18 protein-coding genes, 1 tRNA gene and 1 rRNA gene are annotated in these 17,873 nt (G+C 45.6%); 10 read left to right on the plus strand and 10 right to left on the minus strand.

Annotated features, from left to right (window positions below):
- Window positions 1–166 precede the first annotated feature (166 nt).
- Both PGW94_RS03190 and PGW94_RS03195 read right to left on the minus strand, forming a co-directional pair.
- Entirely contained in the window at window positions 167–847 is a 681-nt protein-coding gene (locus PGW94_RS03190; protein ID WP_271758580.1) for a hypothetical protein, read from the minus strand.
- A 156-nt stretch (window positions 848–1,003) separates the two neighbouring features.
- A complete protein-coding gene (locus PGW94_RS03195; RefSeq protein ID WP_271758582.1) occupies window positions 1,004–1,360 on the minus strand; it encodes a J domain-containing protein in 357 nt (118 codons plus the stop codon).
- 128 nt (window positions 1,361–1,488) lie between these two features.
- On the opposite strand from PGW94_RS03195, the gene PGW94_RS03200 reads away from it, so the two are divergent.
- Window positions 1,489–2,055, plus strand: coding sequence for a NifU family protein (locus tag PGW94_RS03200; protein ID WP_271758584.1), 567 nt, complete (start codon window positions 1,489–1,491; stop codon window positions 2,053–2,055).
- Window positions 2,056–2,547: 492 nt separating this feature from the next.
- On the opposite strand, the gene PGW94_RS03205 is transcribed toward PGW94_RS03200, so the two are convergent.
- On the minus strand, window positions 2,548–4,599 hold the full coding sequence (locus PGW94_RS03205) for a hypothetical protein (RefSeq protein ID WP_271758586.1): 2,052 nt from the start codon (window positions 4,597–4,599) through the stop codon (window positions 2,548–2,550).
- Window positions 4,600–4,767: 168 nt separating this feature from the next.
- Here PGW94_RS03205 and thiS point away from each other — a divergent pair, with 168 nt between their 5' ends.
- Window positions 4,768–4,977: a sulfur carrier protein ThiS gene (gene thiS / locus PGW94_RS03210; RefSeq protein ID WP_271758588.1), complete on the plus strand. Its 210-nt coding sequence runs from the start codon at window positions 4,768–4,770 to the stop codon at window positions 4,975–4,977.
- Window positions 4,978–5,017: 40 nt separating this feature from the next.
- A complete protein-coding gene (locus PGW94_RS03215) occupies window positions 5,018–5,803 on the plus strand; it encodes a thiazole synthase (RefSeq protein WP_271758610.1) in 786 nt (261 codons plus the stop codon).
- A 24-nt stretch (window positions 5,804–5,827) separates the two neighbouring features.
- Here the strand turns inward: PGW94_RS03215 and PGW94_RS03220 are convergent, their stop codons facing one another.
- On the minus strand, window positions 5,828–6,235 hold the full coding sequence (locus tag PGW94_RS03220; RefSeq protein WP_271758590.1) for a DUF2628 domain-containing protein: 408 nt from the start codon (window positions 6,233–6,235) through the stop codon (window positions 5,828–5,830).
- Between the two features lie 208 nt (window positions 6,236–6,443).
- Between PGW94_RS03220 and gltX the strand changes: the two genes are divergently transcribed.
- The 4 genes from gltX to PGW94_RS03240 all read left to right on the plus strand — a co-directional run bounded on the left by gltX (window position 6,444) and on the right by PGW94_RS03240 (window position 9,989).
- Window positions 6,444–7,784, plus strand: a complete 1,341-nt coding sequence (gene gltX, locus PGW94_RS03225; RefSeq protein ID WP_271758592.1) for a glutamate--tRNA ligase — start codon at window positions 6,444–6,446, stop codon at window positions 7,782–7,784.
- A gap of 239 nt (window positions 7,785–8,023) precedes the next feature.
- A tRNA-His gene (locus PGW94_RS03230) sits at window positions 8,024–8,096 on the plus strand.
- A gap of 139 nt (window positions 8,097–8,235) precedes the next feature.
- Window positions 8,236–9,420: a SurA N-terminal domain-containing protein gene (locus PGW94_RS03235; protein WP_271758595.1), complete on the plus strand. Its 1,185-nt coding sequence runs from the start codon at window positions 8,236–8,238 to the stop codon at window positions 9,418–9,420.
- 11 nt (window positions 9,421–9,431) lie between these two features.
- Window positions 9,432–9,989 (plus strand): RsmD family RNA methyltransferase, encoded by a 558-nt coding sequence (locus PGW94_RS03240; RefSeq protein ID WP_271758598.1) that lies wholly within the window; start codon window positions 9,432–9,434, stop codon window positions 9,987–9,989.
- A 392-nt stretch (window positions 9,990–10,381) separates the two neighbouring features.
- Here the strand turns inward: PGW94_RS03240 and PGW94_RS03245 are convergent, their stop codons facing one another.
- On the minus strand, window positions 10,382–11,296 hold the full coding sequence (locus tag PGW94_RS03245; RefSeq protein WP_271758612.1) for an AEC family transporter: 915 nt from the start codon (window positions 11,294–11,296) through the stop codon (window positions 10,382–10,384).
- Between the two features lie 106 nt (window positions 11,297–11,402).
- Entirely contained in the window at window positions 11,403–11,711 is a 309-nt protein-coding gene (locus PGW94_RS03250; protein ID WP_271758600.1) for an ETC complex I subunit, read from the minus strand.
- Window positions 11,712–11,767: 56 nt separating this feature from the next.
- Between PGW94_RS03250 and xseB the strand changes: the two genes are divergently transcribed.
- Window positions 11,768–11,992: an exodeoxyribonuclease VII small subunit gene (gene xseB, locus PGW94_RS03255; RefSeq protein WP_271758602.1), complete on the plus strand. Its 225-nt coding sequence runs from the start codon at window positions 11,768–11,770 to the stop codon at window positions 11,990–11,992.
- 1,008 nt (window positions 11,993–13,000) lie between these two features.
- Here xseB and PGW94_RS03260 read toward each other — a convergent pair.
- Window positions 13,001–13,333, minus strand: coding sequence for a thioredoxin family protein (locus tag PGW94_RS03260; protein WP_271758604.1), 333 nt, complete (start codon window positions 13,331–13,333; stop codon window positions 13,001–13,003).
- Between the two features lie 23 nt (window positions 13,334–13,356).
- A complete protein-coding gene (gene virB9 / locus PGW94_RS03265) occupies window positions 13,357–14,172 on the minus strand; it encodes a P-type conjugative transfer protein VirB9 (protein ID WP_271758614.1) in 816 nt (271 codons plus the stop codon).
- A 176-nt stretch (window positions 14,173–14,348) separates the two neighbouring features.
- Between virB9 and PGW94_RS03270 the strand changes: the two genes are divergently transcribed.
- Window positions 14,349–14,606: a hypothetical protein gene (locus PGW94_RS03270; RefSeq protein WP_271758606.1), complete on the plus strand. Its 258-nt coding sequence runs from the start codon at window positions 14,349–14,351 to the stop codon at window positions 14,604–14,606.
- Between the two features lie 477 nt (window positions 14,607–15,083).
- Here PGW94_RS03270 and pdhA read toward each other — a convergent pair whose 3' ends face one another.
- Window positions 15,084–16,025 (minus strand): pyruvate dehydrogenase (acetyl-transferring) E1 component subunit alpha, encoded by a 942-nt coding sequence (gene pdhA, locus PGW94_RS03275; protein ID WP_271758616.1) that lies wholly within the window; start codon window positions 16,023–16,025, stop codon window positions 15,084–15,086.
- Between the two features lie 129 nt (window positions 16,026–16,154).
- Window positions 16,155–17,117, minus strand: a complete 963-nt coding sequence (locus PGW94_RS03280) for an alpha/beta fold hydrolase (RefSeq protein ID WP_271758608.1) — start codon at window positions 17,115–17,117, stop codon at window positions 16,155–16,157.
- Window positions 17,118–17,429: 312 nt separating this feature from the next.
- On the opposite strand from PGW94_RS03280, the gene PGW94_RS03285 reads away from it, so the two are divergent.
- A 23S ribosomal RNA gene (locus PGW94_RS03285) occupies window positions 17,430–17,873 on the plus strand; the annotation flags it as partial.

Consider the following 17,873-nt stretch of genomic DNA (forward strand, 5'->3'; position numbering starts at 1 on the left):
CCTTTAATTCGACTCTCTTCCCATTCTTTAAATATGGAAATACTGCTCTAGTTTCGTTACTTTCTCTTACTTCAAAGACTTACCTGACTTATTTCTGAATTCTTGCCTATTTGTAACATCCTTATTGTTAAGAGCCATACAATGTCTGAAACCTGAGTCCGCCGTTTTAATCTCCACTTCTGACAGTAGCCTTCTTATGCCCCGCCACAATAGCCTTGTTATCCAGATTCATATCAGTCATCTCACCAGCAACTTGCGAAGATGCGTCTACCTCAGCTTCCCGTCGCTTTTCGTCCCACCAGGTTGGGTTTTTCATTAGCCACGCGGCGCGTCCGATAAGCATGTACTTTCTCCACCAACTCCTCTCTATCTGTTTGTTGCCCTTGGTCTCATACCGGCTGTGCGTCGACGCAACGTATTTTATCCTTGGGAAAATCCATTGCAGCCGCTCATTCTCGGTTCGTCCCCAATTCGTGTACAGATCGCCACCATTATCCTCATCCCATTCAACAGACTTACTAACCATAGGCCATTTACCAGATCCGCCGCTTGACACTGCGAAGCTTATTCCCGGCCTATTCTCAAGGCCCAATCCGCTCGTGCCACGGCGCGGTGTGCCGGAGCAATCTCGTCCCAACTCTGTGCCAACACTTTTCTCCAGGCCGTTCATATATACGCCGTGTGAACTTTCCGCCACAATCCTGGTACCATTTTTACAAAGTAAAGAATCAACAACAGGATGAGCCGCATGAAGGATATGAGCGAAGGATTCGATATCCTCAGCACGCTGCACGGACAGCGTCTCACCTAGCCTTTCAGTATTACTATTTATTACATCATAAGCCATTGTCTTGGGCAGTACATAGTACCCTGGCTCACTTCCAGCAGGTTTCTCAGAAGGTATCTGCGCTGTGAAGAGCCAACATTCTTCAAGTGTTTATTGTAATAATAATTAATAATACTCCGGCAGTGCATGCTCATACAGCGTGTCGGACAACAAAAGTTATTTCTTGTTCAGCAATCGATCTCTTGCTTGATTCAACTTTTGTGCAAAATATGCTGAGCCTCCCTTATCTGGATGTGTGTTTTTCATCAGCCTATGGTACGCAGAAATTATCTGATCGCGGCTGGCGCCGGATTCCAGACCCAGAATTTCCAGGGCTTCTCTGGTGGATACTCCATCACCTGTGCTGGAGCTGGCACCTCTCTGCGTCTGATTGTGTATATCGTGCATAAATTTATTGAAGATAGTACGAAAATCTTCGCCGAAGTTTGCACGTACCATACTGTTTTTGTTGAGCAAAAATATTAAAAATACCAGGATGACAGGGAGTAGGAACAGCGCCCCGATTACACACATCAAAACGAAAATTGCCAGCAGCATGCCATTAAGAAACTTGATTTGCGCTATATACTAAACTAAACTGCTCAATCCACGCAGTGGCGTGAATTATACTCCAGGCGCTTGGAGCATTGCAAGGTTTGTTTATGTTTATACAGATTGAAAACACACCCAATCCCGATACCTTAAAATTTCTGTTAAGCCCTGAGATGGTGGGTATAGATAGTGGAGCTGAGTTTCTTAACGCTGATGATGCGCAGTCGTCGCCCTTGGCTAGGCTATTGTTTGAGGTTGATGGTGTAGAAAAGGTGTTTTTCGGAGGAGATTTTGTGTCTATCACGAAGGCCGGCAGTGTTTTATGGGATAGCCTAAGGCCCGAAGTGCTTGTGGTAATGACTGACTACTTTGCCCTCAGAGCTTCGGGTGATGACCAAGATCAAGGCAGTATCGAAAGCGAGGAGAAGGAGTTTTTCGATGAAGCTGACACAGAAATTGTGCAACAGGTTAAGGAACTAATAGAGAATTATGTTAGGCCTGCAGTAGCCCAGGATGGTGGGGATATAAAATTCCGCGGATATAAGGACGGCGTAGTTTTTGTAAAGCTCCGTGGTGCTTGCTCGGGGTGCCCAAGTGCTGCTGTTACCCTAAAGGATGGCGTATACGGTATGCTCAGTTATTACATTCCTGCGATAAAGGGAGTTGAAAGCATATAGGGCTTCTCACCTTCCGGTTTTCGTGGCTCTCTACATAATTCCTATAAAAGACTGTTACCGGCTAAGATGATCTTGCGCCGGGCGTTTGTTGTGCTTCAGATGAGTTGGATACGCATGCATTTGGTATGTGTTTCGCACGTTTCCGCACTGAACAGGTCTTTGGCATAAGGCTTTCTGCCAAGTAACCCATACTGCATTTATGGTCCGTGCTTTGAGCAACGATATGCGTCCCCGGCTGTACTCAGTACTTAATTCCAACGGTTTCACCAGCTGTACTGCTGTACCAGTATGCTGTGGCGGCATTTTGGCACTGTCACATCGCAATTCTGCCTATTTGGCGGGCTGGTCAGCACGTGGCGCTGCTTGTAAGCGGCGTGTACCCGTGGTTCGCCGTTTCTACAGTATGCACACATTGCAGCACACATGCTGCCGAATGTAGCCACACGGGTCACGAAGCATAACCCGTTACTCTCTGATAAAGGTGCTCAGTTGTTACATTGCGATTTCTTTTGTCTTTGTTGTTTTTCGCAACAACCTACGTAGAGCGCTTACCTTCTTGCTTTTTTTGGTATCCTGAAAAACATTGTTGTAGCCTGCATCACTATGTTCGGTTGCAGTAGTTTCCTGTGCGGTGACGCCCCCTTTCGCTATGCTATCATTTGCAGTAGCGCAGACTGCTGTGCCCTTGCTGCATGATTTCTTTTTTCCTTTTTTCATGAGAAAGCCCAACTTCTTGCCTTTTTTCTTTGTGCGTACTGAAGGACTGTTAACTGGCTGTAATGCCGGTTTATATAGTGGTGCATCCGATAACGCTTCGTCAGTGGACATAGAACTTATTGAGCTGCATGACGGCGTTTTTCCAAGGTGCTGTGTATCATCACCGAAAGAGTTAGCCCCGTTTTCAGCCAGGTCATGCAACGGCTTTTTTCCTTTGCTTTGTATCAAGTCTGTTGCTGTCGAATAATGAGACTGTAGCGCGCTGATGGACATTGCTCTGTACATTCCGGTATACGTTCTTAACTTTTTGCTATGTAGAAACGTGGACAAACGAGGAGACAATAGCTTATGAGCCTTTTTGAGCAAATGCTTTCTCCAAGATGGTAACTTCCTCTTCGACCGTTTAGAATATCGGCAATCATTGTCATTGCTAGCTACAGTGCATTCAGAATTATAGTGTGGACGAGTATGTGCTGCAGATAGCCTGCTGACGTGTAGGGATTCGCCTGCAGATGGGATGTGGCAGCTTTCTGCTGTTATGGCGGAAAGATGTGTTTTTGGCGAGGAGACTTTGTTTCGTATCCTAGCGAAAGCTTTTGCAACTACATTACTGCCTGACGATGCAGTACTATGCATTGCGCTAAACCCGGCACGGATCTTGTGTTGCAACTTGTTGCAATTTGCAGAGGTGGCGGAACAAATCGGTGATGTTCTGTAACCTGTCGTACATGATCTCACGCTTGCAACATAGTCTGAATGTGGTTCGACCGTATATGTGTGTTTGATTTCGCGAAGAGATGAGAAAAGCGTGGAAGCATATTTGATATGACAACTCAACGTGGTCTCAATTTCTTGCAAAGAGGAAAAAAATTCCAGGCAGTCTCCGAACATTATGCTGTCTTTATATGCGGAGTCTGTTTCCTTTACAGTATGAAATATGTGAGTAAGTACCGGTATTGTGAACAAGGCATAAAACATTTGGCGTAACTTCTTGATAATGCAGTACCAAGGGAAGTTGCTAGCCACGAATGCCTGAGCTTTTTCAAGGTCGGTACTGATGCACTTAATGGCTTTCTGTATTGCAGTGAAAATTTGTTTTCTGCAGTGTTCCTCGTGGGGATTTAGGTTTTGTTTTGTGGAAAGAGACGTCTTTTGACTGTAATGCAAAACCTCTTTCAGTATTTTTGAAGAGTATAAATCGGAGTCTGTATCACAATTTGTTCCAAAGAAAGACAACAGAAGGAATAGCCTCCGGTGTTTTGTTGATGTGAAATAGCCAGCCATGTCATCCAAAATGCCTAGGCTCTCCCGGGCTATGACGTGCTCATCTATTATGGGGAGTTCTACGCATGAATGCTTGAGATGATCATCTATTTTTTTGCGAACGTAAGCAAGGTACTGACTGCTATATACTTCACATATGTGAGTTTTTCGAAATACATTAGACAGCTCCGCCGCCAAACACTGGGCTAAATCTTGTAAGGGAACTTTTATGGCGTTGCGAGCTTCTTCAGGTAACCCCATAAGAATTCGTGTGAATAGTTCAGTCCCCCATACCTGCACATGATGGCCCTTATGTGAGCTTGAAAGAATACCACTATTTTTTGGTGTCAACCTCAGGTTCTGGTGCAAGATGTCTAGGTACGGGTAGTCACACATCGCAGAGTTTACACCTGATGTTGTTAATACAAATCCGTGCAAAGCGGAAATAGAGTTTTTATGTGCTAGGTGGTTAGCGAGACCGTGAAAAGCCTCTGTGAGAAAAGGGGAGTTGTTATCGTTATGCTGAGAGCCGTACTTAGCATTTTTTATGTGTGCTGGTAACATGAGAGCCCGCCAAAATTTATGCTCAGTTAAACATGGATGCCATAGGTGTGCAATGGGCTCCATTTTGTGCGTCTTCGTATATTTATCCTTACGATTTCATCTGTGATAGGGGTTACCAGCCAGTAAAACTATGGTATGTTGGGTACAGCCTCATTTTGCTGGTGAAGTATGGAAGATCTTATTAGCATTCGAGTTAACGGTGAAAGTCGAGAAATAGGGGCAGGTAGTGTATTGTTTGATGCAATAGAGCGATGTGATGTCAAGGAACCGTTCGCAGTTGCGGTGAACAGGGTCCTTGTAACAAAGGCACACTACAGGGACTATAAGCTGAGCAACGGGGACTCTATAGACATAGTATACCCTATGCAAGGTGGTTGATTATAATCCGTATTGAAGTTTGTTATTGGGGAGCATCGTAGTGTGGGATGTATACGGAGTTCGTTTGGATAGCAGGCTATTCTTGGGTACTGCACAATTTCCCTCTCCAGATGTTTTGCGCCGGGCCGTAGCCAATTCTGGAGCAGAAGTTATAACAGTTTCTTTGTCACGCCAGATGCCTGAGGCAGGAGGCGGCCAGGGTTTCTGGGATATAGTCAAAGAAAGTAACTGCAGGATATTGCCTAATACTGCTGGGTGCCATACCGTAAGCGATGCAGTATTAATGGCGCAAATGGCGCGGGAGATTTTTGACACTACTTGGGTCAAGCTCGAAATTATTGGGGACGATTATACTCTCCATCCAGATATTGTGGCGCTTTGTGAGGCTGCAAAAGAGCTCATAAAGCAAGGGTTTGATGTTTTCCCATACTGCACAAGTGATCTTACTGTGTGCAAGCGTCTGTTGGACTGTGGTTGCCGTGTGGTTATGCCAGGAGCAGCGCCCATAGGTTCAGGGTTAGGTGTATTAGATACACATGGGTTAAGATTGTTACGGGTAAGATACGACAACGCAGCTATTATCGTGGATGCAGGTATAGGAAGGCCGTCTGATGCTGCCATGATTATGGAGATGGGTATAGACGGTGTTTTGGTCAATAGCGCGGTATCAAGAGCACTTGATCCAGCGCTTATGGCACAAGCTTTCAAACATGCAGTACATTGCGGCAGGATGGGATATGAGGCTGGGATTATAAACAAAAGGGACCTTGCCGTTGCCAGCACGAGCCTTGTAGACACTCCATTCTGGCACTCGAAGAAGGCATAGCTATCTGGGAGCAATTGTCCAGGATTAGTCCAGGCTTTCTAGTGCCAGACTTGAATTTCTAGTCTGCTTTCTTGAGGCCTTGTTCTGTCGCTTCATAAACTTAAGCTTTGCGTGCATTGTTCCCTGGGCCAGTACTATATCAGCAAGCTTGTATTTCTTTTTTTTCAGCTTTTTATACAGCCAGTCAGAGTAGGAAAACCCAACGTAAAGCTTAATAAGCAACTCGATGATCAAATAATATGGCAGAGTTATAACCTGCGTGCTGTACAGTGTGTAGGAAATCCCAGATGCGCAGAACACCACAAGGGATAAAAGCCACAGCCCTTTGTACATTGTGAAGAACAGCACGAAAAGAAACGCACTGATGTTGAACCCATCTCTGGCATACTCAACTTTGCCTGATGCATGAGTATAAACACGGAAAAAGTTCACGTTCACCGAAGGTACAGACTAAGACCGCCATTCTAGGGTGAAAACTCGCGGTGGTAAATCACAAAGATTCAACCTTCACATCCGTGACGACCTGTGTAAAGGAATTTATCACATGAGAACTGGGCTAAGAACACTGCGATGTTGCTATCTCTTCGTGGAGGAGCTAGTGTTTTCGGCATGGTACGTTGTGTTGTTCCTAGGAGGTAATATGATAACGCGGTTTGCGCCGAGTCCTACAGGGTATATCCATATAGGTAATGCCAGAACGGCCCTTATATGTTGGCTGTACGCCCGAAAAAAGGGAGGTAAGTTATTGCTTCGGATTGATGACACAGATGTACAGAGGTCCGAAGAAAGGTACGTGGAGGCCATCAAAAGGGATTTAGCGTGGCTCGGAGTGGATTGGGATTTCTGTTTTAGCCAAAGCTCTAGGATAGAGAGATACAACGATATATTTGACTCATTGGTGGAGCAGGGAGCAATTTACCCGTGCTATGAGACGCCTGAAGAACTGGAAGTCAAAAGAAGCATGATGCTAAAGATGGGGCTTCCTCCGATATATGATAGGAGTGCCCTTAAGGCTACTAAGGAGGAGATACAGTCTTTTAGTGGAAGAAAGCCGTACTTTAGGTTGAAGATTGACCAAAGCAAGGAAGTCACCTGGGAAGATGAGGTTCGTGGCCGTGTGACGTTTCGTGCACAGCATATAAGTGACCCAATTATAAAGCGTACGGATGGTACGTATACCTATATGTTCCCATCGGTAGTTGACGATATTGACTATGCGGTGACTCACGTTGTGCGGGGAGAAGACCATGTGAGCAACACTGCAACTCAGATATGCATGCTAGATATTTTACAGGCGCATGTGCCGGTATTTTCTCATTTGCCACTTGTGCACATTGGTGATTCCAAAATCTCCAAACGCTGCGAAGAAAATAAGAATGCAGTGTGCATTGATGAGCTTAGGAAGTCTGGGGTAGAGGCAATGGCCATAAACAGTTACTTGGCAAGAATAGGGACTTCACTTCCGGTAGAGCCAAAAAAGGATTTACGTGCATTGGTGGAAACATTTGACATAACAACATTCAACCAGGCCCCCATGAAGTTTTTCCTAGATGATATTCTAAGGATAAACAACAAGATACTTCAGGGTTTGTCATTTGCTGAGGTTAAAGAGAGAATAGCGTCTCTTGGTGTTGAGTGTTCGGAGGAGTTTTGGCATTTAGTGCGTGAAAACATAGACGTCTTGGAGGACGTGAAGAGTTGGGTTGACGTCTGTAATGCCGGAATAACTCCTGCTGTTGACGATAAGGAAAAAGAGTTTTTAATTTTAGCCAGGGATTTATTACCTGCAGGAGATTTAAATAGTGATGTTTGTAAGGTATGGTTACGCCAAGTGCAGGAGAAGGCGAATCGCAGTACCCGGGATGTCATGCTGTCTCTGAGGCAAGCCATTACAGGGAAAACAACAGGGCCAGGGTTGGCACAACTTTTGCCATTTATTGGGAAAGATGAGGTTGTTAGAAGGCTTGGACCGCGGTCTTGATTATGGAAGGAACATTGCTATATCACGGGATCTTTCTAGATAACTCTCATTAGATGGGTTGCACAACTTATTTTGACGTCCAAATAACAAGCTATTCCCTATACGGTGTCGAGACGTATGAGTACTTGGATACAATATGGCGCCATGAACGGCGTGTGCGTGACAACTACCGTTGAGAAGTATGGAGTTTGTTGAGCTTGACTCTTCCAACGTAGATGTGATAGTTGTTTGTCTCTGTGGCGGACGTAGCTCAGTTGGTAGAGCACCAGTTTGTGGCACTGGGGGTCGTCGGTTCAATCCCGGTCGTTCGCCCACAGGTTTAAGGTTCTAGGCTTTAGGATGTACTTCCGTATTTTGGGCGTCTGTGACTGCGGGAGAAAAATAGCATTTTGACACAGGTTTGTTTTTTGGTAGAATCTGCGTTCTAGCCTGTATTAGACATGGTCATTGTATGTTGCGCTGGGTGCCCTTTATTTCGGTTTTGTGTTTCGTGGTGGTGCACTGTGCAGCGCATGCTTCTGTTAGGATAGAAGCCGTAGTCGATGATAGGGTTTTGACTAGCCTTGATATCGAAGCACGTGAGCGGGCGAATGGGTTTTTTCACAAGACCTCCTACGCTGAAGGTAACCGTGACGAAGTTTTGCAGTCGCTCATTGATGAGGTGGTTCTTGAGCTAGAGGCTAAGGATCTCGGTATACCTGTGGAGCAAGAGGAGATCGACCAGGAAGTAAGTAAGCTTTTTTCTGTTCTGGGGGTGTGTAGCGGTCAAAACCTCGATTCGTGCGCCGGCGCAAATAATCTCGATAGGGAATCTCTGCTGTCGCATGTAAGGTCTAGGATAATTTGGAATAAGATCCTGTCCGCACGCGTTGCGCCGTTTCTCGCCATCACAGAGGATGAGGTGGCACACTATGTTGCTGAGACTAGGTCAAACGGCCTGGAAACAGTGTTGGATCTGGAGCAAGTGTTTGTGCCATTCCGCGCCGGAGCGGTGCTTGATTCTGTTTCAAGTGAACTGCACAAGGGTGTGGACTTGAACAAGATTGCGGAAAGGTACAGAGAACACGGCGTGTACGTAGATCGCACCGTTGGTGCAGCAATAGGTGGCTTTGTAGCGGACGTTAAGGCGGGTCTGCTGCGTGCAGAAGTTGGGTCAGTAGTAGGGCCTGTCAGGATAGAAAGGGGCTTTATGCTCATGAAGGTTCTTGGCAAGGTTCGGGTCAGGAAGGGATTTGTAAACAGCATTGCTAGCCTAAAGCAGCTTTCTGTGCCGTTGTCTGAGGCTGACAGTACGGTAAACTTTCTAAAGGCCCGTGGTGCTACATGCGCTACTTTTGAGGAAGTCGTAAAGAATGCTGGGTTCCAGCCGGCAGGGCTTGTGGTTCGTGTAAGGGACCTTTCATCAAGACTTCAGCTTATGCTGGAGAGTGCGAAGAGTGATGAGATTTTGCGGTCTGATAACGGGGAAAGTGGCAAGGTAGACTTTATCATGCTGTGCGGCATCACTGATGGTGGAGAACCGAGCATGGAAGATGTTGCGAAAATAAGACATGCTGCTTACACGGAAAAACTAGTGACGGCGAGTAACCGCCTCATTGAAACTATGCGCAAGCGTCACTTCATAAGAAAACTCTAGTTTTGTAGACTGTGATACGCATAACATCAGGCATATTCAGAGGACGCCGGGTATTTACCGGAGGAGCCCTAAAGGCAAGGCCACCTGTATCCATAATAAGGGAATCGGTATTCAATATCTTGCGTTCGTACATATCCATCAGTGGCATAAGTGTATGTGATATTTTCTGTGGCAGTGGATCCATGTCTTTTGAAGCGCTATCCAGAGGGGCAGCAAGGGCGTGTTTAGTGGATATAAATGCTACTAATATCAGGCTGGTACATAGAACAGCTGTAACTCTGGGAGTGGATAAACTGTTGAGTACATTTTGTTGTGATGTGCAAAAGCTGAGTTGGGCAGAGAATAAGCATGACCTCGCTTTTGTGGACCCCCCTTACGATAAGCCCGGTCTTATAGATGTATCTTTGAGGGCGCTTATGGAGTCAGGTTGGTGTGGAGCTGATAGTATTGTGGTTCTGCGGGTTAGAAGAGGAGAGCAAGTTTCCTTGCCAGAAGCATATTCTTTACTTGATAAGAGGTCATACTGCAGTTCTGATGTGCTATTTCTGAAAGTTATAGAAAATATCTAGCTGCGTAGGGCGTGGCCACAAGACGTTTCTCCACGCTGTACATGTTCCGTAGTTCTTTGTGCTTCATAGTTCTCGCGAGTGCGACAATAAGAACTCTGAGAGACATTGTGTATATTTTTGTCTATTAGAGAACCAGATGAATAAATGGATAGAAAGTGAGACTAATGAACACTCAGCTTAAATGAATACGAGCCTTACGGTTATAGCTGTGAGATGAGTCGGGAATAGGGGCGGTTTATCACGTTTCAGGTAGTTTGCTGTGACACGGCGGATTTACGTTTCATCCTGTTACGGTGATATTGCAATGTTGGCTTATTCCTGAAGGCAACGAGCTGCTTTGCCACTTTATGCCTCAGCGGCCGCTTCTCGAACATGACAAGAACCTGGAGGTTTTACATGAAAAGGAGGGATATCATCAGTGGCACGTAAAACATCCCTATAACAGTGCTAATCAGCAGGATCATAGCAGCGCGGTCGGGCTGATAGTTAAACATAGATGCAAGAATCACCCCTGTAGTTGACACCGGAATTATTGCCAACAAAATGAGGGATTGGTAGACCTGGGAGTTATACCATTTTGGTCCAGTTCTATCCAAGAATATCAGTGCTAGAATCACCAGTGGCCAAGCCACGTATTTTATCAGCACGGTTGTTGTGATTAACTTGAAATCTATGGATGAGTCCTTGATATTGGCAATAGTGACTCCAAGAAGGATCATACCTAGCACCATATATGTGTTTGTCATACTAGGAGCTATACCCGTAAGGAACAAGGGTATGTGAACTTCATAATAATTTAGAAGCAATGCAGAAACTGCTGCATGAAACGCAGGCAAAAGAAACAGCCTCTTAGCGCACTGTTTCGGTGTGTAGAGCCTCTGCGTTACTATATAGAAGCCGAAACTGTTCTCGAAAAACAACATACCCACGTAGCACAGCAGATACACGGATACTGTTTCTTCGTCAAATAGGGCAATGGCAACTGGAAGACCAAAGAAGCCCATGCTTGAACTGCCTGAACTGAAGGCGAGCATGTTTCTCGTGTGGTCCCGAAAGACCAATGCGGAGACTTTGTACACTATGAATGACATAACGCAGCAGATCACAAAAGTGAAAACTGGCAGCGACATAAACTCCGGGCTTATCTTAATCTTGAGAATGCCAAAGAACACCACCATAGGACTAATGATGTAAAACAGCACCTTGCCTATAGTAGCGCTATCGAGCTTTACAAACTTGCCGGCAACAAACCCCAGTAGTATGGTCGTATATAGGGGTAAAACCTTGAGTAGCAAAGCAGAGAACATACTAGAACTTCTAAATCCGGCGGGACAGCAATTCACGGAGGTACTTTAACACAAGTCAGAATCCTCCCACAACACATTATGTCACAAACTTGGTCTCCTAAATAGGCTACAAGCCCCTGTTTCTCAAGAAATTTGACGCGTATGATTTAGGCACTTTTTTTGACACGTTATCTCGTAACACAATATATGGTATTCCCTTATCCTGCACATACGAGATAGCCTCTTCTTTTGTATTAAAACTTAAACGCACTTGTTGTGATGTATCAGAGGATCCTACCCATCCCATAAGGGATTCTACGTACTGAGTGTTGGAAGGCTCAAAATCCACATACCACAGATCCCCACGGTAGGAACCGGATTGCATGGCGTTCTTTGCAGGACGATGCACTACCGCACGTGTCTTATCGTGATGCACTTGTAATTATTTTTTAGAAGAGATACACTCCTCGAAGTGTAACAGGTATTTGGAAAATGTCCATTAATATCAGCGGTAAGTTTGAAGAAGCGATGCAGGAATTAGAGCGGATAGTAGGGGAGCTTGAGGAGGGAAATGTTTCACTAGAAAGAAGCGTGGAGCTCTATAATAGAGGTAAAGAACTGCATCAGTATTGCGATAAAGTGATAAAAGATATCACACTTAACATTGAATCAATCGACCCAGAGCAGACGCAAACGTCAGGGATTGATACGCACTGATTTCCGCCAGTCTTAGTGTTTTGTCTTGGTGCCAAAGTCGTATGGGCCAGATTGGTGGTTAGTTTTGAGAGATCCTGTGATGGCAGAGCCTCCAGTAGCTGCGTGTTGTATTCCAGATCAATTAAGTGGCGCTTTCTATCTGTGAGCAAGGTTTGTAGTTATACCCTTCGAGCATCTGCATGTTTTCTAGGTAACACGCTACCAGCTGCAAGAAGGTGCTCATAATAGGCGAGATGGAGAAGCTTTAAATCCGCGCCTCGGCCGCTAGTATCCCGTTGTTAATAACCATAATCACGTGTTTCTAAATTCAGAAGGTGAATTTTATTGTCACGAGGAGCGACGTTACCCTTGTGAAGCCCGTTATCGTACTTTGGCTTTTTAACCTAGTGGATTCTTTCCGCCTGGACAGGTACTACGTAGCGTTGCTTATGTAAACTAGGTTGAGTGGTGTTTTCCCGATGTGTGCTTGTGGGGTATAAATAACGCGTTGTCACCGCCTGTTTTGGGACTGAGTTCGTCACTTCAGCAGTGCCACAGCTTTTCCCATAGCAAAAAATGCCTAATGTGACAGTTTTTACTGCACCGCAGGCTGGATTATGGTGGCTTAAGGACATGCACAGCGCGGGTGCAACCCAACTTTTTGTGCTATCACTTCTACCACGTAGGCGGTAGTCATCGTACAAAATATACGTGATGCGCATTGACTAACCCGTCAACGCTGCAACATCTTAAGAATATCGCTATAAGGTCGGACTACGGGATAGAAGCGTTGCGCCGTGGACCTATTGTGATGTACACGGAAAATCGGGAAATGATCCAAAGCATGGCATGTGCATTGTGACTCAAGTCGCCGCGCGGCTAGAGTTCGCACTCCGAGCTCGGCTACTGTTTACGTAGGCATGCCTAAATATAGGCCGCCCCACTCATTCACCACGCCTACAGCACGACGAAAGCGCAGCGCCAAGCAACCCATCACTAACTATGTAAACCGGAATTTCGCAAGACACCCTAAGCTTGTTTGCCTAAGGCGCTATCTATTGCACCTACTATCTGTTGTAGATTTGCTCCTACGATCCGAGCCGATTCTGTAGCACCCTTGAACAATATGAAAGTCGGCACAGCGCTGATACCATATTTTATCGGCACATCCTGATTATCTTGCACATTGAGCTTATACACACTTAATTCACCAGCATATTGCTGAGCCAGCTTTTCCAACTGAGGCGCAAAGGCTACGCAAGGTCCACACCAAGGTGCCCAAAAGTCTACAAGAGAGTACCCACTTGCGTTTATAACCTTAGCAGTAAAATCCGAGTCGCCGACTTCAGTAACACATGACATACACAATCCTCCTAGTAAAGCGGTTATTTCTTGGCAATTGTTGCAGGAACGTGAGATATGATGGCCTTTTTCTCATTGAACACGCAAGCCGTACTTGAGCCATATCTCAGAGTTAAGGCTCTTGAAACACGCTCTATAATCACGTAATCCCCAGCGACTCGAAAATTCACCAAAGACTCATAACCCTGTGAATCCACGTTGAAAATAGACGGTAAATCACCATTCACGTTGGAAAACTGCATATACGTAAACTTCCCGTCATCAAAAACCCTAAGAGGCACTATATCCTCAGAGCCTGCAGTGTGAGATACGGAATAGTCGAAATTAAGGCCCTTACGCGCTACGTCGGGATCACTAAGATCAGGTACGTCAGTCTGATATATAGGGAACAACAAACCTCCACTTCCTGCAGATGCACCCGTATCGACGCTACCTTCCATGCTTGGATACACGAACCTCACTTCATAGGCAAGCCTTGGGTCGTCCAGGCCTGTAGCCTCTTCAGCATGTAACTCAAAGTAGTATACGCGCCTGTTCGTGATTATCGTCACATTAGTATCTGCATCATCTGCTACAGGCTTTATAAATAAGCGATTGCCCTGGGGTACGAGTTGCCACCCTGTGGAATCACCCATTGAGACGGTGGAAATTGTCTCACCGGATTCAAACAAAATGCTTGACTGATATCCATAAAAGCCTGTGTATCTGTGTATTGCCTGCGGATTGAAGTTGATAAGTTTGATATGGTCATCTGCGGCTATGGAACGAGGCTCTTGCTTACAAAAGGCAGCAGAACTGTAGAGCAGCACCACAACAAAAACGACAAAAGCACTTTTCATAGCCACTGTATCCGCAACACTAATACGCACCAGTCTAGCACCAATAGTCAAATCTGCAAACCAAACAGTGGTAAAAAGTGCCTGCCGTTACTTTGGAGACTCCTTGCGTTAAAGTCTTGATAATAGTACAGCTACGGGCTGCCACAGCGATACTTTACCGCGCGCGGTGCCTGTTTATGAAGGTGCACTATATGCTGATAGCGTCATGGATATGGTGCGTAGTTATGGGTAGCGTCAGCAGCGAAGTACGCATGTGCAGAAACATCAGCCCTTTTATGATGATAAGAGGAAGAAGTAATAAGCTCCTTGGCTCTGTCGGCAGCTGCAATATGAGCGCTTCGTTCGGCTCACTACAAAACTGCCATCAATCAGTTTTGGTGGAGATGTACTGTAGTAAATCACGGTGTGCTGCGAGAGGTTTGGATGATCTATAAGCTTGTACATTCAAAAGTGGCCTCGAGGTCAATTGCCTAGCCACAAGGGTTTTACCAGAATTATTTAGGTCTTTCGGGAGGGGGAGCACTATGTATTTGCGAGAAGTGCGTCACAGGCATTTGAAACAAATTCCGTTCAAGGTATGCCGGCTGTTGCAGTGTAGTGCGTGGCGCGCAAAAGTACACTGTGCAGGCAACGTTTTACAGATGCTGCTTTTCAGAAGAGAGACCTAACATCATCTCATGCCCAACAAAAAACTCATGCCGTACTATGTATCACAACCAGAACAGTAGGTCAGGAGCCACAAGGCATGTAGAAACTCCACGTATAGCACGCTGCGGGTTCAATCAAATAAAAACTACAGCTCCACACACAACAAATTACGTAGCAGGGGCATATCCAAGTCTTGCACAAACGAAAGGCGAACGTACAAACTCCACCCTGGGTCGGAATTTAGCATAAACGTTTATCTAGATTCAGCCTTGTGAGTTGGCAGAACTTTTGTATACGTCGGTATACAAAGTTTCTTCTGCAGGTGAAGGCGAAGTCTCTGAGAATTCAACAGCACTTTTTATTTCTGCTCTGATCTCCTTATCGTAAGAGTCAAGCAAGTCCTCCGACGCTATTCCATTCTCTAATATGTGCTTCTGTACTATACACAACGGGTCTTTGTTGTTCCGTACTTCTTCAACTTCCTCTCTTGTGCGGTATTTTGCCGGATCCGACATAGAGTGTCCACGATACCGATAGGTCTTCATCTCTAAGAGCACTGGTCCCTTGCCCTTGCGACAATGCTCTGCAGCACTTGCAGCTTCTTGGGTGACCGTAAACATGTTCATGCCATCTACTGGACGTCCTGGAACTCCGCAGCTTTCCCCGCGTTTATAAAGGTCTGTCACAAACGAAGACCGACCAATAGAGGTCCCCATTGCGTATTCATTGTTTTCAACAACATAGACAACGGGGAGGCTCCATAACGCGGCCATGTTGAAGGATTCGTAGACCTGTCCCTGGTTTATTGCGCCATCACCGAGACATGTAAAAACAACCCCGCCTGTCTCCTTGTATTTCATAGCAAAAGCTATCCCGGTGCCTATGGGTACCTGAGCCCCTACAATCCCATGTCCTCCGTAGAAATTCCTTTTCACGTTAAACATGTGCATCGAGCCACCCTTGCCCATTGCGCAGCCCGTTCCTTTCCCCATAAGTTCGGCGATTATTTGGCCGGCGCTGACCCCCGAAGTAAGTGCGAATCCGTGCTCGCGGTAACTTGTTATCACTGCGTCTGTAGGCTTTAACACGTTATTTATGCCAACAGCTACTGCTTCTTGGCCTATGTATAAGTGGCAGAATCCCCTTATCAGCAGCATACTGTAAAGCTGTCCTATTTTTTCCTCGAGTCTACGCAACAGCAACATGTGCCTGTATGAGGATAAAATCTGCTCGTCAGTTAAGTTAGTGCTAGGCTTACCCACGCCAAACTCCTCTGCCAAAGTATCTTCAGTCCTGGGATACTACTCCGTAAACAGTTACTTTTCAAGTGCATTTCATCTATGCGTACTCTGATGAGCGTTCTGCAATCGGCCACTGGTAAGCCAATCAACGATTATGCCTATCCTATCAGACGTGAAAAATGCTGGCGCGTGACCGGTATTTTTTAACTCGAGGGCGGTAACGTCAATTTTGCTAGAAATCATTGTACGCAATATATCTGACGTGAGCACATTGGAATATTCGCCACGCAGAACCAGTGTTTTGCACTGAATCTTATTCCAGATATGCCATATGTCCATAATGTATCCCGCGGGTATAAGTTCTTGCTCCAGGGCTGTTCCGATTTTTGGATCAAAAGTTAGCGTATATCCACCAGGGCAGGGTGTAACGTAGTGCTTTACAATGTGATCCCAGTGCTCTTCTTTGTCGATACCAAAGCCCCTTAAGGACTTCTCTAGATGCGTGCGGGCTTCAGCGATGTCACCGAAGACGGGGCGTCTCAGCAGGTACTGGGTTAAAACCTGCAATGGACGTTCCGCCATATATGGGCCGATGTCATTTAGCACAAGGGTGTTAATGGCGTGAGGGGCACGGGATGCAAGGTGCATACCTAGGATTCCTCCCATGGATGTTCCAACGAAATTCACTTTTTCGATAGCAAGGTGTTGCATTAATTGCAGTATGCATGAGCAGTAGGTATCGTAGTTGTAAAGTTTGTAGTCATTCAGCCAGTCGCTGTTACCGCGGCCGGCAATATCGGGTGTTATAACGCAAAAGCTGTCAACCTCTGTGCCTAGGTACTCAAAGTCTGAGCAATTTCCGGCAATGCCATGGACGCAGATCAACGGTATCTTGTGTCGCAACAGGTGGGGATGATATACGCGATAGTACAGTTTGAAATTTTCATGGTGCGAAACAGCAACGAAATCTTCAAGCACATCAGTCATTTTTGAACACATCCTTGTGAGAGGTATTGGTTTACCAGCGTCAAAGTTGGGTATACTGGCTAATCCCACACCACACCAGAATAACTCTTTATATCGAATCGAGCAACGTCTCACAGAGGGTATATGGAGGTCGTTATGGGATTTGAGAAAAAGTAATGCAAAATTAAAAGTAATGTGTTGACACATAGAGCATTCTTGGTTAAAAATTGTTGCTCTGTAGGAGCGTAGGTTTTTAGCCTGTGCTTGCTGGTTGACAAGTTAGTAGAAAGATCAATTGTAGAGATTATCCCTTTAAAGAAAATTTCCGGGATGGTCTCGATTCGATTAGCTGATAAAGTATAAGAATAGTGTGGTTTTAATACTGCACGTATCGCTGCGAATGAATAAATAAGAAAGAGCACTTGATGGATGCCTTGGCGCTAAGAGGTGATGAAGGACGTGGTAGGCTGCGATAAGCTGCGGGGAGTTGTCAACAGATTTTGATCCGCAGATGTCCGAATGGGGAAACCCGGCCAATTTATTGGTCATTGCATGCTGAATTCATAGGTATGCAAAACTAACCCAGTGAACTGAAATATCTAAGTAGCTGGAGGAAAGGAAATCAAATGAGACTCCGTTAGTAGTGACGAGCGAACGCGGAATAGGTCAGTGGTCTGTAATAAGAAACTGGAATGCTTTGGAAAAGGCAACCATAGTGGGTGATAGTCCCGTACAGGTAAGAAAGTTGCGGATCCTTGAGTAGGGCGGGGCACGTGAAACCCTGCTTGAATATGGGGGGACCATCCTCCAAACCTAAGTACTCCTTAGCGACCGATAGTGAACAAG

Source organism: Candidatus Anaplasma sp. TIGMIC (assembly GCF_028204095.1).
Classification (GTDB): domain Bacteria; phylum Pseudomonadota; class Alphaproteobacteria; order Rickettsiales; family Anaplasmataceae; genus Anaplasma.

Excerpts from the sequence above, each read along its gene's own strand:
- PGW94_RS03260 (WP_271758604.1), bottom strand. The coding sequence starts at position 13,333 with ATGTCATGTGTTACTGAAGTCGGCGACTCGGATTTTACTGCTAAGGTT.
- PGW94_RS03205 (WP_271758586.1), bottom strand. The coding sequence starts at position 4,599 with ATGTTACCAGCACACATAAAAAATGCTAAGTACGGCTCTCAGCATAAC.
- pdhA (WP_271758616.1), bottom strand. The coding sequence starts at position 16,025 with ATGTTGCTGTTGCGTAGACTCGAGGAAAAAATAGGACAGCTTTACAGT.
- virB9 (WP_271758614.1), bottom strand. The coding sequence starts at position 14,172 with ATGAAAAGTGCTTTTGTCGTTTTTGTTGTGGTGCTGCTCTACAGTTCT.
- PGW94_RS03245 (WP_271758612.1), bottom strand. The coding sequence starts at position 11,296 with ATGTTCTCTGCTTTGCTACTCAAGGTTTTACCCCTATATACGACCATA.
- PGW94_RS03200 (WP_271758584.1), top strand. The coding sequence starts at position 1,489 with ATGTTTATACAGATTGAAAACACACCCAATCCCGATACCTTAAAATTT.
- thiS (WP_271758588.1), top strand. The coding sequence starts at position 4,768 with ATGGAAGATCTTATTAGCATTCGAGTTAACGGTGAAAGTCGAGAAATA.
- PGW94_RS03270 (WP_271758606.1), top strand. The coding sequence starts at position 14,349 with ATGAAGGTGCACTATATGCTGATAGCGTCATGGATATGGTGCGTAGTT.
- PGW94_RS03235 (WP_271758595.1), top strand. The coding sequence starts at position 8,236 with ATGTTGCGCTGGGTGCCCTTTATTTCGGTTTTGTGTTTCGTGGTGGTG.
- PGW94_RS03195 (WP_271758582.1), bottom strand. The coding sequence starts at position 1,360 with ATGTGTGTAATCGGGGCGCTGTTCCTACTCCCTGTCATCCTGGTATTT.
- xseB (WP_271758602.1), top strand. The coding sequence starts at position 11,768 with ATGTCCATTAATATCAGCGGTAAGTTTGAAGAAGCGATGCAGGAATTA.
- gltX (WP_271758592.1), top strand. The coding sequence starts at position 6,444 with ATGATAACGCGGTTTGCGCCGAGTCCTACAGGGTATATCCATATAGGT.
- PGW94_RS03190 (WP_271758580.1), bottom strand. The coding sequence starts at position 847 with ATGGCTTATGATGTAATAAATAGTAATACTGAAAGGCTAGGTGAGACG.